Source organism: Chryseobacterium sp. PET-29, assembly GCF_025736815.1.
In the GTDB taxonomy this organism is placed as follows: Bacteria; Bacteroidota; Bacteroidia; order Flavobacteriales; family Weeksellaceae; genus Chryseobacterium; species Chryseobacterium nepalense.
In genome coordinates this window covers 2,532,231-2,545,565 of record NZ_CP107053.1, presented here as the reverse complement: position 1 = coordinate 2,545,565, position 13,335 = coordinate 2,532,231, and the positions used below count along the sequence as shown (strand labels likewise).

Below are 13,335 nucleotides of genomic sequence, written 5' to 3'. Positions count from 1 at the left end.
AAATGAATGCTTTAAAAAATTATTTAATAAATCCTCTGCTTCTCAATAGAGGCTTGATATCCGGATCATGTCCAGTAAAATCTCTGAATGCCTGATTCAGATCAACAGAATTTCCTACAGACAGTATATACTTTCTGAAACGATCACCATTTTCTCTGGTAAGCCCTCCATTATTTTTAATCCATTCCCAAGCGTCATTATCCAATGTTTCAGACCACAGATAAGCATAATATCCTGCGGAATAACCGCCACCCCAGATATGGGCAAAATAGGGAGTATGGTATCTTGGAGGAACTGTTGATAAAGTAAAACCATGCTTCGCTAATGATTGTTTTTCAAAATCTAAAACTGGAATTAGCTGGCTTTCGCTGGTTACCGTATGCCAGTCCATATCCAATTCGGCAGCGGATACCAGTTCCGTTGTCATATAACCCTGATTGAATGTAGAAGCCTTTTTTATTTTATCTACCAGGGTTTGGGGAATCGGCTGTTTTGTTTCATAATGTAAAGCATAATTTTTCAAAACTACAGGATCCAGCGCCCAGTGTTCATTGATCTGTGAAGGAAATTCCACAAAATCTCTTGGCACATTGGTTCCCGATAGAGAAGGATATTTCTGGCTGGCAAACATACCATGAATAGAGTGTCCGAATTCATGGAAAATAGTTGAAACATCATCAAAGCTGATTAATGAAGGTTTTCCCGGAGCCGGTTTCTGATAATTGTAGCAGTTTACAATAACAGGTTTTGTGCCCAGTAAATAAGACTGCTCGACAAAGTTGCTCATCCATGCGCCTCCGTTTTTAGAATCTCTCGTGTAGAAATCAAGATAATAGATCGCAATAGATTTGCCGTCATGATCAAAAACTTCGTACGTTACCACATCAGGATGATAAACCGGCAGATCTGTTCTTTTCTTAAAAGTAAGTCCGTAGAATTTTTCAGCAGCGAAGAAAACACCTTTTTCAAGAACGGTTGTAATTTCAAAATACGGTTTAATTTCACTTTCATCAAGATCAAACCTGGCTTTTCGTACCTGTTCTGCATAAAAATTCCAGTCCCACGGTTCTACTTCAAATCCACCGTTTTGCTGTTTGATAAGATCCTGAATATCTTTTGCTTCACGTTTTGCGGTTTCCACGGCAGGAGTGGCAATCTGGTTCATTAATTTTGTAGCCGCTTCGGGAGTTTTTGCCATCTGATCCTGCAATTTCCATTCTGCGAAATTCTTTTTGCCTAAAATCTGTGCTTTTTTCAGCCTTAATTTAGCGAGTTTTTCAATCGTTTCACGGGTATCATTGGCGTCTCCTTTTTCAGCTCTGGTCCATGATGCTTTAAATAGCTTTTCTCTAGTGGCCCTGTTCTTCAGGTTTTGCAGCAGAGGCTGCTGTGTGGTATTCTGTAATGGCAAAAGATACTGGCCTTCTTTACCTGCATTTTTCGCGTCGGTAGCGGCAGCCGCAATCTCATCGGCAGAAAGTCCGTCAAGTTCCTTTGCATCCGTAAAGAAAACGCCGCCCTGTTTTCTTGCCTCAAGCAATTTATTGGAATACTGTGTAGATAAAGAAGCCAGTTCCTGGTTGATCTGTTTTAATTTTTCCTTATCCGCTGCGGAAAGATTGGCTCCGGCAATTTCAAAGTTCTGCTTGTAATATTGTAATAATCTTTTGCTTTCAGAGTCCAGGCCATTTTCCGAGATGGCTTTTATTCTTTTATAAAGATTTTCATTCAGATACATTTTATCGGAATGTGCAGCAAAGATCGGCGCATATTCTTCATCAAGAGCCTGTAATGTGGGATTTGTGTTGGCACTGGTAAGATTAGAAAAAACAATCACGGCTCTTTTCAGTACCTCACCGCTTTTTTCCAGAGCTACCAATGTATTCTCAAAAGTAGGCGCTTCAGGATTATTGGCGATTTTTAGAATTTCAGCATCATGTTGCTTTAGTCCGAAATCAAATGCGGGTTTAAAATGTTCATCTTTAATTTTGTCAAATTCCGGTGCCTCATACTGAAGTTTGCTTTTCTTCATAAAAGGGTTAGACGACAGGGAAGCGTCCGGAGTGGGAACTTCCGTTTGAATTTCAGTGCTTTTCATTGTAGTACAGGATTGATTAAATGCTAACGCAGAAATTAATAATACTGATGAAATCTTCTTCATAATGATTTATTAATAATGTCTAAAGATATTAAATATTAGCTAAAGATTTAGGGTTTACATTTATCAGAAAGAAATAAAGCTCCTCCGGATTCGGAAAAGCTCTATCATATTGCATTGAAAAAATTATAGGAGTTTTAAATCTGTTTTGGCGCATAAACTGTTGACGTTGCTTTGCGGGAAAGCAGTACCGCAACAATTTCAAAAGCTCCCAGAATAACATGTGGAAGATAAATCCTGTCACTGAATCCGAACAACCATGGGGAAGCCAGCAGAAGAAAGCCAGCTGCGAAATCTATCGTCAGGTGAATTTTGTATGGAATGACTCTTGCCATGGCATATTCATAGTTTGTTAAAAGGCTGTACAATAATGTCGATACCCCTAATAGTACAGGTATTACAGTGGCTGCACTGTCATCAGCAAATCCTAACAGCCATGGTGAGGCAATTAATAATATACCAACCACGTAATCCAGAATAGCGTGTGTTTTCGATGAAATCATAATATTATATTTTGTAATGTGTATAAACTGTAGTTCAATAGATGTACCATTAGACAAATAAATGTGGTATAAATTATTGATTTTTAGAGTGTTTTAATTTTGATTTAATAGAAAAAGAATATTTAAAAATCAAGTATTATGACTCTGGTCTTATAATATATAAAAAGAGATGTAATATTTTTTATAAATTAGGTGTCTATAAATAAGATAATCATAAAAACCATTGAATATGAAATCAACAAGACTTATTATTTTTTCAGCTTTTGTAGTATTGGCATCTTGTGATGGGAATAAAGAAAAGAAGCAGAATGACAGCGAAGGGGACTGGGTGAAAAAAGTAGTGAATACCGATCACGGACCTGTAAGAGAAAAACAGGTAACGGGTGATTTTGATGAGATTGAAGTTTCACAGGCAATAGAAGCTGAAATTATAAAATCCGATATGGAAAAGGTAGTAATTTCCGCCCCCGAAAATATCATTGACGATGTGTTGGTTGATATCAGCGGTGGTGAGCTTCATATCCATTATAAAAAGGGAATCAGAGTAATGAATAACCATAATGTTACCGCAAAAATTTATGCTAAAGATTTTACGAAGATAGAAGCCAATTCTGCGGCAGGTATAGTGGTAAAGGATAAATTCGTTCAGGAAAAAACAAGTATTGAAGTATCTAGCGCAGGATCGGTGAGTGGAAATCTTGAAGCCAATGATTTTGAGATTTCTGCCGGAAGCAGTAGCAGTTTTTCAGGTAAAATATGGGCGGTGGATCTTGATATTGATGCATCTTCAGGAGCAAGCATGAATCTTTCGGGAAAAGCTAAAAATGCAGAAGTGTCCTCATCATCAGGAAGCAGCATTTCTGCAAAGAATCTTGTTGCAGATAACCTGAAAGCGGAGGCCTCAAGCGGAGCGAGTATTGATATCAGCGCTGCATCATCCATTAATGCGGAAGCTTCTTCGGGGGGAAGTATAGATGTTTCTAAAAAAGGAAATGTAACTTCTGTAACGAAACAGGAAAACAGCGGTGGAAGCGTAAGTATTCATTAATTATTTTCATTATCGTCTTCATCATTTGACGAATCTTCCCATTGATTATTTTCAAAATTAAGATTGTCATAAGCCAATAATTCCTCCTCTCTCTGGAGGATTTCTCTTGTCGTAAAAAGATGGATTTCATCATCTTCTTCAGCCTTGGCGAGTTTCCTGATCGACTCTTTGTCAATGGCCATAAATCTTTGCCCAAGACGTCTTGCGGCATATTTCCGCATTCCGGTTTCGTGGAGTACGTCAACCGCCATATCAACGGCTGTACCCAACGTTTCACGATAAATATTATTGATGCCGTTATTTAAAAAATCATACGCATCAATTCTGTTTTTAGCCCTTACAAATATTTTTACGTGAGGATAATTTTCGCTGACTATTTCGGCAACAAATTTATTGTCATCCGGGTCGTCCAGGCAGAGAACAAGTATTTCTGCATCTTCAATTCCTGCAGCACGTAAAGTGGGAATTTTAGTAGCATCGCCGTAATATACTTTAAAACCGTAGCTTCTTAATAATTTAACACGATCAGAATCTCTGTCTAAAACCGTTGCGGAAATTTTATTAGCTTTCAAAAGCCTTCCCACTGTACTTCCAAAATGACCGAAACCTACAATGATAATTTTCTTTTGACGGGGGTTGTTTTCCAGAATATTAAAATCATTATCAGCATCAGGAGTCTCTCTGACAAAATGTGGCGTAATCAGTTTATCATTGATAATTAAAAGGAATGGCGTGATACACATGGTAATCGCTGTAACAGCCATCATTTGTGCATTAAGCTCAGGAGACAGCAGATAGAGATTGGAGGCGTAGTTGATCAGTACAAATGCAAATTCTCCTACCTGAGAAAGCGCAAATGCGTAAAAGAGACTTTGAGGAGTATCGATTTTAAAAAATCTGCCGATAAAAAAAAGAACGATAAATTTAATGATCAACACCGCAAAAACCGTACTGAAAATAAAAACAGGATCCTCCTGAATGATATTAAAGTTCATTGTTGAGCCTACACTCACAAAAAAAACGGCAAGCAGCAATCCTTTAAACGGATCGATATGTGCTTCCAGCTCATGGCGGAACTCACTGTTGGCCAGCATTACACCCGCAAGAAAAGCTCCCAGGGCGGGCGATAGACCAATGGCAACCATTAATTCCGAAACCCCTATGACCAGAAAAAGGGAAGAAGCCGTTAAAAGTTCCGTCATTCCGGATTTTGAAACATATCTTAAAAAAGGAACAAAAACATATCTTCCGAGTAAGATTAATATAACCACTCCTAAAATTACGGTTGCAAACTGCATCCATTCCGGAAGGGTCTGAATGAGTACCTGAATTTCGTTATCCTGATGTCTTGCCTTGTAATGTGCGATCAGCGGCAATATTGCCAGAATAGGAATTACCGCAATATCCTGGAATAAAAGGGTGGAAAATGAAGCCTCACCCGCAAGTGTTTTTAAATTATTTTTTTCCTGTAAAGTCTGTAAAACAATCGCTGTGGAAGAAAGAGCAAAACACATGGCGATAGCAATCGATTTGTCCAACGGCCATCCAACCATTATAAAAACAAGGAAAAGCAGGGAAATGGTAAGAAGCATTTGTGTGAGTCCCAGTCCGATAATTTTTTTCCGCATTTCCCAGAATTTTCTCGGCTCAAGCTCTAATCCTACTAAAAAAAGCAACATGATTACCCCGAATTCACTGGCATGCATAATATCATTAACATCTTTTCCGGTAAGTTTCAGTACATAAGGGCCGATGATAATTCCCCCCGCAATATACCCGATTACAGAGCTTAATCCGAATTTCCTTGCCAGCGGAACCATAATAATGGCAACGCCCAGGAATAAAAGGGTATTCATGGCTAAGCTTGTTTCCATAGTTTATTGATTAAGAAGTTCTGAAAACTCTTTTTTATGGGTAATGATTTCTTTTTTTGAAAGCTTATTGGCTTCGTAAACGATTTTAATATTTTTGATATCTGCCTTGAAGACATTCAGTGAAACAATGAGTCCGCTGATGAGTTCTTCAACAGTGAATTTGTAGGTTCCTTCTCTGTGAAAAGATCTTTCCTTTCCACCGGTAGTTACCAGAATGTAGACTTCCTTTCCCTGAAGAGGGTTATAATTTTCCTCTTTGAGCCAGTCGCGGTCAAATACCTCATCGATCCACAGTTTCAGCAGAGGTGGCATTCCGAACCAGATCAGTGGAAACTGGAAGATAAAACGTTCATAGTTCTTTATTCTTTTTCTTTCCCTGAATGCGGCAATATGAAAATCCGGGTATTCTTCGTAAAGGTCTCTTAAGGTAAAATGCTGGTGGCGAACATAGAAATTGATGAGCTCTGCATTCGAGTTGGAGTGCTCTAAATAAGGATGCGCAAAAACTACCAACGTCTTCTTCATAAACCTGTTTTACGTAAATATAATGAAAAAAATCTGTTTTAAAAACAGATTTAGAGCATATTTATTAATTTTTAATACATTTTTTCATTATTTCATTAAGAAATAACTAAATAATAATTAATTCAATATTAAATTCTCCCATATGATTAAGGGTATAGAAATTATTAATATGATTTTAATAAAAATTAAAGAAAATAATCGAATTTACCATCCTCCGGAAGCGCCGCCGCCGCCGAAGCTGCCGCCGCCGCCAAATCCGCCGAAGCCTCCACCGCCTCCGGAACTTCCACCGCCAAAACCTCCTCCGAAGCTGCCGGGGAAAGGGAAAAACCCGCCGGAATAATTTCTTCGGCCTCTTCTCGAAAGGATAACATCGTCGTCATCGTCATTTCCGCCTCCTCTGTTTCCGAAAAGGATAGCAAAGATGATAAAGATGACAAAAGCAATAATGATAATTTTGATCAGGCCTCCGCTTTCGTTCTTCTGATTCTTTTTTAAAGGCTTGAATTTCCCCTGCACGGCTTCCATAATTGCAGAAGTTCCGCGGTCAATTCCTTCAAACCATTCACCCTGCTTAAAATGCGGGGTTACAATATAATCAAGAATCTGTCCTGCAACTGAAGCTGTTAAATATTGTTCAACTGCCCGTCCCTGTTGGATAGACATGGTATGATCTTCGGTCGCAATTAAAAAAACAACCCCATTATCAACGTCCTTCTGGCCGATTCCCCATTTCTCGCCGAACATGGTCGCCAAAAAATTGACATCTTCTCCATTTGTTGATTTGATGATGACCACCTCAATTTCCGTGGAAGTGGAATCTGAAAAAGCAATAAGCTTTTTATTAAGGTCATTTTTTTCCTGTTCGGAAAGAAGATTGGCTTCATCAAAAACAGGATATAAAACTGCCGGCTTGTCCGGAATAGAATATTGTGCTGATACAAATGTGTAAAAGCATAGAAGTAAAAATGAAAATACTATTTTAAGAGAAGGTAATTTCATTAGACAGCTCGTTGGGGTTTTCTCCTGTTACAGGAAAATGTTTTTTAAGTTCAAGACCTGTTTCGAGGATAGCACTTTTCAGCGCTTTATAATAATTTCCTTTGGCAAATTCAGAAGTTATGAAATCATGAAGGTGATCCCAGTAAGATTGATGCACTTTTTCATGAATACCGGTATCTCCGATGATGGTGAGGTATTTTTGTTCAAAATTAACATGAAAAAGTACGGCATTTCTTTCGGCAGTTTTTCCCATGCACAATTCTTCAAAGACCTTGAATGCCGTTTTAGCGTTGTCATTGTCCGTATTGGAATCAATATGCACACGGATTTCGCCGGTAGAATACTCTTCTGCTGACTGAATAGCTTCCACAAGGGAAGCTATCTGCTGATTTGTAAGGAAATTCCTGGCCATTATTCAGTGAATACTTCAGGTGCTTTTTCTGCGCCCGCTTCAGCTTTGAAATAAGGTTTTTCTTTAAAGTTGGTAAAGTTTGCCAGAATATTATTCGGGAACTTTTTAATAGTCGTGTTGTAATCCTGAGCGGCCTGGTTGTAGTATACCGTTTCTGTACGGATGCTGTTTTCAATGGCAGTATATTCTCTCTGGAAATTAATGTATTGCTGGTCTGCTTTTAGATTCGGATACGATTCTACAACAGCCATCAACCTGCTTAATGCTCCGGACAATTCGCCCTGTGCAGCCTGGAATCTTGCCATATCCTGCTCGGTCATATTGGTAGGATCAACATTGATAGACGTTGCTTTTGAACGTGCTTCAACAACTTTTGTCAATGTTTCCTGCTCAAATTTAGAGTAAGATTTTACGGTTCTTTCAAGATTAGGAATCAGGTTGGCTCTTTTCTGATAAACCGTTTCTATATTAGACCATTTGGTATTTACGTTCTGTTCTTTCGTTACAAAATTATTGTAGCCGTTTTTGCCCCAGAAGAATAAAAATCCAACAATAACCAAAAGAGCTATGCCGATAGTTCCGGCGCTCAGACAGCCTCTGTTTTTCATAGTTTAATTTTTTTAATATTTTTTGTGCTGATCAAATATACAAATTATGTGCTAATTTTGTAAAAAATAATTTTAATGACAACAATAGTCGTGGCAATGGGGGAAAAGAACGAAATTGGTTTTGAAAATCAGTTACTTTGGCATCTCCCGAAAGATTTAAAACACTTTAAAGAGATTACTACCGGGCATCCGGTGATTATGGGAAGAAAAACATATGAAAGTATCGGAAAACCTCTTCCCAACCGTACCAATATTGTTGTATCCGGAAAAAGCGACTGGTTTGAAGAAGGGATTCTCATTGTAGGAAGTATTAAGGAAGCCATAAAATTTGCGAAGAAAATTGATGAAGAAATTTTTATCATCGGCGGCGGTAAAATTTATGAGCAGACGATAGATATGGTTGATAAACTGGAAGTAACTTTAGTAAAAGCTGATCTTGAAGCAGATACCTTCTTTCCAAAGATCGATTCTAAAGTCTGGAAAAAAGTAGAAGAAATCTGCTACGAAAAAGATGATAAGAATCAATATGATTTCTGTTTTCAGACCTACGAAAAAATTTAAAGTTTGAAGTTCGAGGTTTCGGGTTTGAAGTTCTGTATTCTGAACCTTAAATTTCTTATCTTTGCACTTCTTAAAATCTAATAATGAATAAATATATAAAAATTGCTGTTGCTGCAGTTCTGATACTTTTAGGACTTTACATGATGTTTTTTACCAGAAATCTGGGGTGGGGAATTGTAATTTTCCTCTTAGCAGGAGTGCCGATTCTGCTTTTCTTTAAAAATGAATATATCCTGCTTGCTTTCTGGCAGCTGAGAAAACAAAATATGGAAAAAGCGGCCGACTGGCTGAAAAATATCACAAATTACCAGGCACAGCTTCACAAGTCTCAATATGGTTATTTTCATTACCTGACAGGATTAACACAGGCACAGGATCATCCGACGAAAGTAGAACCTCTTATGAAAAAAGCATTGGAATATGGTCTTAATATGAAACATGACCGTGCAATGGCTACATTAAACCTAGCCGCAGCAGCTATTTCCAAGGGAAGAAAACAGGAAGGGCAAAAATTGCTGGAAGAGGCGAAAAGACTGGACAGCGCCGGAATGATGACTGATCAGATCAAAATGATGAAAGAACAGTTGAAAATGCCGACTATGCAGAAACACATGCATAATCCTAATATGAGAAACAGAGGGAAATTCTTTTAATTAAAATTTTATTAAATATAGAAATGCACTTGAGAAATCAGGTGCTTTTTTATTTTAAACAAGTAGCTTAATATTCTTAAGCTCTTAATATTTTATGGTTAAAATTAATTTTACATCTCAGAATTATGCTCATAGCCATAAAATTTCGGGATCTGCCAGTGGTATTTCACGGCTAAAGTTCTGATGGAAACAATCAGTAAAATTGTAAAAATCTGAATGATGGTATATGATAAGGTGGTGAACTTGGTTAGTAATAAAAAGGCAGATCCTCCTACGATACAGGCGGTTGCATAGATTTCTTTCCTGAAAATCAAAGGAATCCGGTTGAGTAAGATATCCCGGATGATTCCCCCGAAACAGCCGGTGATGGTTCCTAATCCTATGCAGATTAAAGGATGAATATCTGCATGAAGACCTTTCTGAACACCGATGATGGTAAACAATCCCAATCCGAAACTGTCGAAAATAAATAAAGTAACCCTGAAGTTTTTTTCAAAAGATTTAAAAATCATGGTGAAAATGCTGGTCAGGATAATCAAAGCACAAGTCAGAAGATCATGCATCCAGAACACCGGGATGTCCAGAAGCAAGTCTCTCACTGTTCCGCCACCCACTGAAGTTACAAATGCAATGATCAGTACCCCGAACGGATCAAGCCTTTTCTGCATGGCCGCAAAACTTCCCGACATCGAAAAAGATATCGTTCCAAGGACTTCTATGGCAAAATTGAACTGTTCGTGCATTTTTTATAGGTAATGAGTAATTGGTAATAAATAATATGATTATAGTGTTGTATTTTGAGATAATTTGAATTTATAAGCAGTCATTACTTTTACCAATTCATCACATTCTGATCTTAAATGCGAGATTTTTCCGGGATCCAAATATTCCAGCTCTTCTATTATTTCTAACCAGAATTGAGTCTCGTCAATTTCTTCTACAACGATGCATATTTTAGAAAATCTTTCCTTTTCGGATCTTGCTCTCGCAACTGCTCTGTAATTAGCAGCTACAGAAGTTGCTGATCTTATAATTTGTTTTCTGATTATTGAAAGATCATCAGAATAAGGTAATGGTGACAACGATTTAATAATGGAAATCGAAAAATCTTTAGTTCGATCTCTAAATAACTGATTAAAATCCATAGTTGTAAAAATTACTCAATACCCATTACTTATTACTTATAATTGTACTCTTACCGAGTCCGGGACTAAAAGTCCGTATTCTCCGCCGTGATTGATAATTTCCCTAACAATGCTGCTGCTGATGAAGGATTTTCCGGATGAGGTCAGTAAAAATACCGTTTCCAGTTTTTTATGGGCTAACGTTCTGTTAGTATGCGCAATCGCTTTCTCAAATTCAAAATCTGCAGGATTTCTCAGTCCTCTGATGATGTATTGAGCGTTTTTTTCAAAACAGTAGTCAACTGTAAGGCCTTCAAAATAATCAACCTCCACATTCGGGAATTCGGCAACAGAGTTTTGAATGAACTCCATTCTTTTTTCCAGGGGAAACATATATTTCTTCTGGGAATTCTGCCCAATGGCGATTATTAATTTATCAAAAAGCGGCGCTGCACGTTCTATAATGTCGTAATGTCCTAGAGTAATGGGATCAAATGAACCCGGGAAAACAGCAATTTTCATGCGTGATAAAGTTATAAGTTATGAGCTATTAATTATGAGTTTTTTTCTGATATCTAGCTCTAATGTCTAATTTCTTTTATTCAAAGCTTTTTCAACCTCGTTTCCGCAAAGGTCTGTGATGGAAATTCCGTAAATCTTGGCCTGTTGCGGAAGTATGCTTGCAGGCGAAAACCCGGGGTTGGTATTCATTTCCAGCATGTAGGGAATTCCGTCCATCAGAATGTATTCACTTCTTGAAAACCCACTCATCCCTAATGAATTGTACGCTTTTTTTGCGATTTCTACTACGCGGATTCTCGTTTCTTCATCGATTCTCGCAGGGGTAATTTCTTCAGAAGCACCTTCATATTTGGCTTCATAATCGAAGAATTCATTTTTAGGAACAATTTCCGTGATGCCCAGAACAATAGTTTCTCCTTTATAATCAATAACGCCCACGGAAACCTCCATACCGTTAAGAAAACTTTCAATTAAAATTTCATCATCTTCTTTAAAGGCAATTTCGGTAGCAGCAATGAGTTCGGACTTTTCTTTCACTTTTGAAATTCCCAGTGAAGATCCCGACTGATTGGGTTTTACAAAAACAGGAAGGCCAAGATTTTCTACAATTTCATCAACATTGATACCTTCTCCTTTTCTTAGGTAGACACTTTTTGCAGAAGGAATACCATATTTGGAAAGTACGGCTAGCGTATCTTTTTTATTGAAAGTAAGAGCACTCTGGTAAAAATCACAGCCGGTATACTTCTGGCCGATAGCATCCCAATATGCCTGAAGAATGCCGTTTTCTCCCGGTGTTCCGTGAATGATGTTGAAGCACACATCAAATTTCAGCGTTGTGTTGTTATCGATGGCTACAGAAAAATCGCCTTTGTTAATCTGAAATTTCTGATTATTTTCATCTAAAAAATACCATTCATCCCGAAGAACAATTACTTTATATACATCATAAAGGTTTCTGTCCAGAGAATCATAGATCAGTTGTCCGCTCTTCAGTGATACAACGTATTCATCAGAATAGCCTCCCATCACTACAGCAACACTCTTTTTGTTCATATTCTTAAAGTATCAATTGGGGCAAATTTAATGATTTTATATCATGCAATTTTGGAAATTCTAAAATTTTGAAAACGAAAATGCTCAACGGAAATCGAAGCACATTCTAAAATATTAATTATATTTGCTGTCTAATTATAGTATTTTTAGTATGCTTAAATCACTTTTCAATTGGAAAGTTTTACTGAACTTAGTTGTTGCCATCGGTGTTTTCGTGGGATTGGTTTGGCTTACATTCCGTTGGCTGGAGCATCACACCAATCACGGCCAGGAAATTCCCGTTCCCAATATTGTCAATAAATCGGTACAGGAAGCAATCAAGATATTGGACGATTCTGGATTGGATTATGAGGTGGACAGTTTTAAATATGATCCCAAATACAGACCGTTCCAGGTATTGCAGGTATATCCTGCTCCCGGCTCGCGTGTAAAAGATGGAAGAGCAATCCAACTGAAAGTGAACCCGAGAACCTGGGCCAGAGTGGAAGTTCCTGATGTGATCAATAAATATTCAGGACTTGCATTTCAAAGACTGGAACAGGTAGGGCTAAAAGTAGGAGATACTATTTTTGAGCCGAGCATTCAGAAAGATGCAGTTTTAAGAATATTGTACAAAGGAACGGCTGTAAAACCTAAAACCAAACTTCCGAGATTTTCTGTGGTAGATGTCGTAATAGGTTCCGGGCCGCTGAGAAATATTTCCATTCCGAATGTTGTAGGGCTTACGGTAAAAGAAGCCAGAGCTGTGATCGCCAGAAGCATGTTTGAAGTGGGACTTGTAGAGCATGAAGACGGCAGTAAAGACGAATCTGATATTATCTATTATCAGGATCCTGCTGCAGGAGATGTAAGAGATCAGGGAATGCAAATGGATCTCTGGGCCAGTAAAAGAACTCCGGCTGAGCTGAGAGCGAAAATAGAAGAGCTGAATTCCATTTACAGAATGAAGGTAGACACGGCGCTGCCTCCGATTCAGTATCAGGAAATGCCTGTTCAGGAGCCGGCTTATGAAGCTCCTCCGCCTGTTGCAGCGCCTAAAAGAGAAAGCCCGAAACCTTCGACGGATATACAGAAGACAGATGCGCAGAAATCTTCGGTAAAACCTTCTTCTTCAGGAGCTGAAAGTGCTAAGCCGAAAACTACGGGTACCGGTACTTCCGGAAATACAACTTCCGCTAATAAACCTTCTGCAACAACACAAAAAACTGCAGAAAAGGCGAAAGCTAAGAAAGTAGTAGTAGAATAAGTATCGATTCTTATAAAAATACAGGCTTCAACTTTTATTATGT

General features: G+C 38.1%; 15 protein-coding genes. 4 read left to right on the top strand and 11 right to left on the bottom strand.

Annotated elements, in window-relative coordinates:
* Positions 1 to 19: 19 nt before the first annotated feature.
* Entirely contained in the window at positions 20 to 2,161 is a 2,142-nt protein-coding gene (locus ODE14_RS11330; RefSeq protein ID WP_263601513.1) for a M3 family metallopeptidase, read from the bottom strand.
* A gap of 134 nt (positions 2,162 to 2,295) precedes the next feature.
* On the bottom strand, positions 2,296 to 2,661 hold the full coding sequence (locus ODE14_RS11325) for an SPW repeat protein (protein WP_263601512.1): 366 nt from the start codon (positions 2,659 to 2,661) through the stop codon (positions 2,296 to 2,298).
* Positions 2,662 to 2,890: 229 nt separating this feature from the next.
* On the opposite strand from ODE14_RS11325, the gene ODE14_RS11320 reads away from it, so the two are divergent.
* Positions 2,891 to 3,709 (top strand): head GIN domain-containing protein, encoded by an 819-nt coding sequence (locus ODE14_RS11320; protein WP_263601511.1) that lies wholly within the window; start codon positions 2,891 to 2,893, stop codon positions 3,707 to 3,709.
* On the opposite strand, the gene ODE14_RS11315 is transcribed toward ODE14_RS11320, so the two are convergent.
* From ODE14_RS11315 to ODE14_RS11295, 5 genes are all read right to left on the bottom strand, one after another.
* On the bottom strand, positions 3,706 to 5,583 hold the full coding sequence (locus ODE14_RS11315) for a monovalent cation:proton antiporter-2 (CPA2) family protein (RefSeq protein ID WP_263601510.1): 1,878 nt from the start codon (positions 5,581 to 5,583) through the stop codon (positions 3,706 to 3,708). The genes ODE14_RS11320 and ODE14_RS11315 overlap by 4 nt on opposite strands.
* 3 nt (positions 5,584 to 5,586) lie before the next feature.
* Positions 5,587 to 6,108, bottom strand: coding sequence for an NAD(P)H-dependent oxidoreductase (locus ODE14_RS11310; protein WP_248390795.1), 522 nt, complete (start codon positions 6,106 to 6,108; stop codon positions 5,587 to 5,589).
* A gap of 204 nt (positions 6,109 to 6,312) precedes the next feature.
* The gene (locus ODE14_RS11305; RefSeq protein WP_263601509.1) at positions 6,313 to 7,110 is read right to left on the bottom strand and encodes a TPM domain-containing protein; all 798 of its coding nucleotides are present in this window, start codon (positions 7,108 to 7,110) and stop codon (positions 6,313 to 6,315) included.
* Positions 7,091 to 7,522, bottom strand: coding sequence for a TPM domain-containing protein (locus ODE14_RS11300; RefSeq protein ID WP_263601508.1), 432 nt, complete (start codon positions 7,520 to 7,522; stop codon positions 7,091 to 7,093). The genes ODE14_RS11305 and ODE14_RS11300 overlap by 20 nt, the downstream gene beginning before the upstream one ends.
* Positions 7,522 to 8,130: a LemA family protein gene (locus ODE14_RS11295; RefSeq protein ID WP_248390808.1), complete on the bottom strand. Its 609-nt coding sequence runs from the start codon at positions 8,128 to 8,130 to the stop codon at positions 7,522 to 7,524. Before ODE14_RS11295 ends, ODE14_RS11300 begins: the two co-directional genes overlap by 1 nt.
* A 75-nt stretch (positions 8,131 to 8,205) precedes the next feature.
* Here ODE14_RS11295 and ODE14_RS11290 point away from each other — a divergent pair, with 75 nt between their 5' ends.
* Together ODE14_RS11290 and ODE14_RS11285 are read left to right on the top strand one after the other, a co-directional pair.
* Positions 8,206 to 8,691, top strand: coding sequence for a dihydrofolate reductase (locus ODE14_RS11290; RefSeq protein ID WP_248390810.1), 486 nt, complete (start codon positions 8,206 to 8,208; stop codon positions 8,689 to 8,691).
* An 83-nt stretch (positions 8,692 to 8,774) separates the two neighbouring features.
* Positions 8,775 to 9,344, top strand: a complete 570-nt coding sequence (locus tag ODE14_RS11285) for a DUF2892 domain-containing protein (protein WP_248390813.1) — start codon at positions 8,775 to 8,777, stop codon at positions 9,342 to 9,344.
* Positions 9,345 to 9,454: 110 nt separating this feature from the next.
* Here ODE14_RS11285 and ODE14_RS11280 read toward each other — a convergent pair whose 3' ends face one another.
* From ODE14_RS11280 to ODE14_RS11265, 4 genes are all read right to left on the bottom strand, one after another.
* On the bottom strand, positions 9,455 to 10,087 hold the full coding sequence (locus ODE14_RS11280; RefSeq protein ID WP_263601507.1) for a trimeric intracellular cation channel family protein: 633 nt from the start codon (positions 10,085 to 10,087) through the stop codon (positions 9,455 to 9,457).
* A gap of 39 nt (positions 10,088 to 10,126) precedes the next feature.
* Positions 10,127 to 10,489 (bottom strand): four helix bundle protein, encoded by a 363-nt coding sequence (locus ODE14_RS11275; protein ID WP_263601506.1) that lies wholly within the window; start codon positions 10,487 to 10,489, stop codon positions 10,127 to 10,129.
* A 36-nt stretch (positions 10,490 to 10,525) separates the two neighbouring features.
* On the bottom strand, positions 10,526 to 10,990 hold the full coding sequence (gene coaD / locus ODE14_RS11270; RefSeq protein WP_248390821.1) for a pantetheine-phosphate adenylyltransferase: 465 nt from the start codon (positions 10,988 to 10,990) through the stop codon (positions 10,526 to 10,528).
* Positions 10,991 to 11,056: 66 nt separating this feature from the next.
* On the bottom strand, positions 11,057 to 12,046 hold the full coding sequence (locus tag ODE14_RS11265; RefSeq protein ID WP_263601505.1) for a D-alanine--D-alanine ligase: 990 nt from the start codon (positions 12,044 to 12,046) through the stop codon (positions 11,057 to 11,059).
* A 151-nt stretch (positions 12,047 to 12,197) separates the two neighbouring features.
* On the opposite strand from ODE14_RS11265, the gene ODE14_RS11260 reads away from it, so the two are divergent.
* Positions 12,198 to 13,292 carry a PASTA domain-containing protein gene (locus tag ODE14_RS11260; protein WP_263601504.1) on the top strand — a complete coding sequence of 365 codons (1,095 nt, stop codon included), beginning with the start codon at positions 12,198 to 12,200 and terminating at the stop codon, positions 13,290 to 13,292.
* Positions 13,293 to 13,335: the final 43 nt, after the last annotated feature.

Excerpts from the sequence above, each read along its gene's own strand:
- ODE14_RS11330 (WP_263601513.1), bottom strand. The coding sequence starts at position 2,161 with ATGAAGAAGATTTCATCAGTATTATTAATTTCTGCGTTAGCATTTAAT.
- ODE14_RS11325 (WP_263601512.1), bottom strand. The coding sequence starts at position 2,661 with ATGATTTCATCGAAAACACACGCTATTCTGGATTACGTGGTTGGTATA.
- ODE14_RS11320 (WP_263601511.1), top strand. The coding sequence starts at position 2,891 with ATGAAATCAACAAGACTTATTATTTTTTCAGCTTTTGTAGTATTGGCA.
- ODE14_RS11315 (WP_263601510.1), bottom strand. The coding sequence starts at position 5,583 with ATGGAAACAAGCTTAGCCATGAATACCCTTTTATTCCTGGGCGTTGCC.
- ODE14_RS11310 (WP_248390795.1), bottom strand. The coding sequence starts at position 6,108 with ATGAAGAAGACGTTGGTAGTTTTTGCGCATCCTTATTTAGAGCACTCC.
- ODE14_RS11305 (WP_263601509.1), bottom strand. The coding sequence starts at position 7,110 with ATGAAATTACCTTCTCTTAAAATAGTATTTTCATTTTTACTTCTATGC.
- ODE14_RS11300 (WP_263601508.1), bottom strand. The coding sequence starts at position 7,522 with ATGGCCAGGAATTTCCTTACAAATCAGCAGATAGCTTCCCTTGTGGAA.
- ODE14_RS11295 (WP_248390808.1), bottom strand. The coding sequence starts at position 8,130 with ATGAAAAACAGAGGCTGTCTGAGCGCCGGAACTATCGGCATAGCTCTT.
- ODE14_RS11290 (WP_248390810.1), top strand. The coding sequence starts at position 8,206 with ATGACAACAATAGTCGTGGCAATGGGGGAAAAGAACGAAATTGGTTTT.
- ODE14_RS11285 (WP_248390813.1), top strand. The coding sequence starts at position 8,775 with ATGAATAAATATATAAAAATTGCTGTTGCTGCAGTTCTGATACTTTTA.
- ODE14_RS11280 (WP_263601507.1), bottom strand. The coding sequence starts at position 10,087 with ATGCACGAACAGTTCAATTTTGCCATAGAAGTCCTTGGAACGATATCT.
- ODE14_RS11275 (WP_263601506.1), bottom strand. The coding sequence starts at position 10,489 with ATGGATTTTAATCAGTTATTTAGAGATCGAACTAAAGATTTTTCGATT.
- coaD (WP_248390821.1), bottom strand. The coding sequence starts at position 10,990 with ATGAAAATTGCTGTTTTCCCGGGTTCATTTGATCCCATTACTCTAGGA.
- ODE14_RS11265 (WP_263601505.1), bottom strand. The coding sequence starts at position 12,046 with ATGAACAAAAAGAGTGTTGCTGTAGTGATGGGAGGCTATTCTGATGAA.
- ODE14_RS11260 (WP_263601504.1), top strand. The coding sequence starts at position 12,198 with ATGCTTAAATCACTTTTCAATTGGAAAGTTTTACTGAACTTAGTTGTT.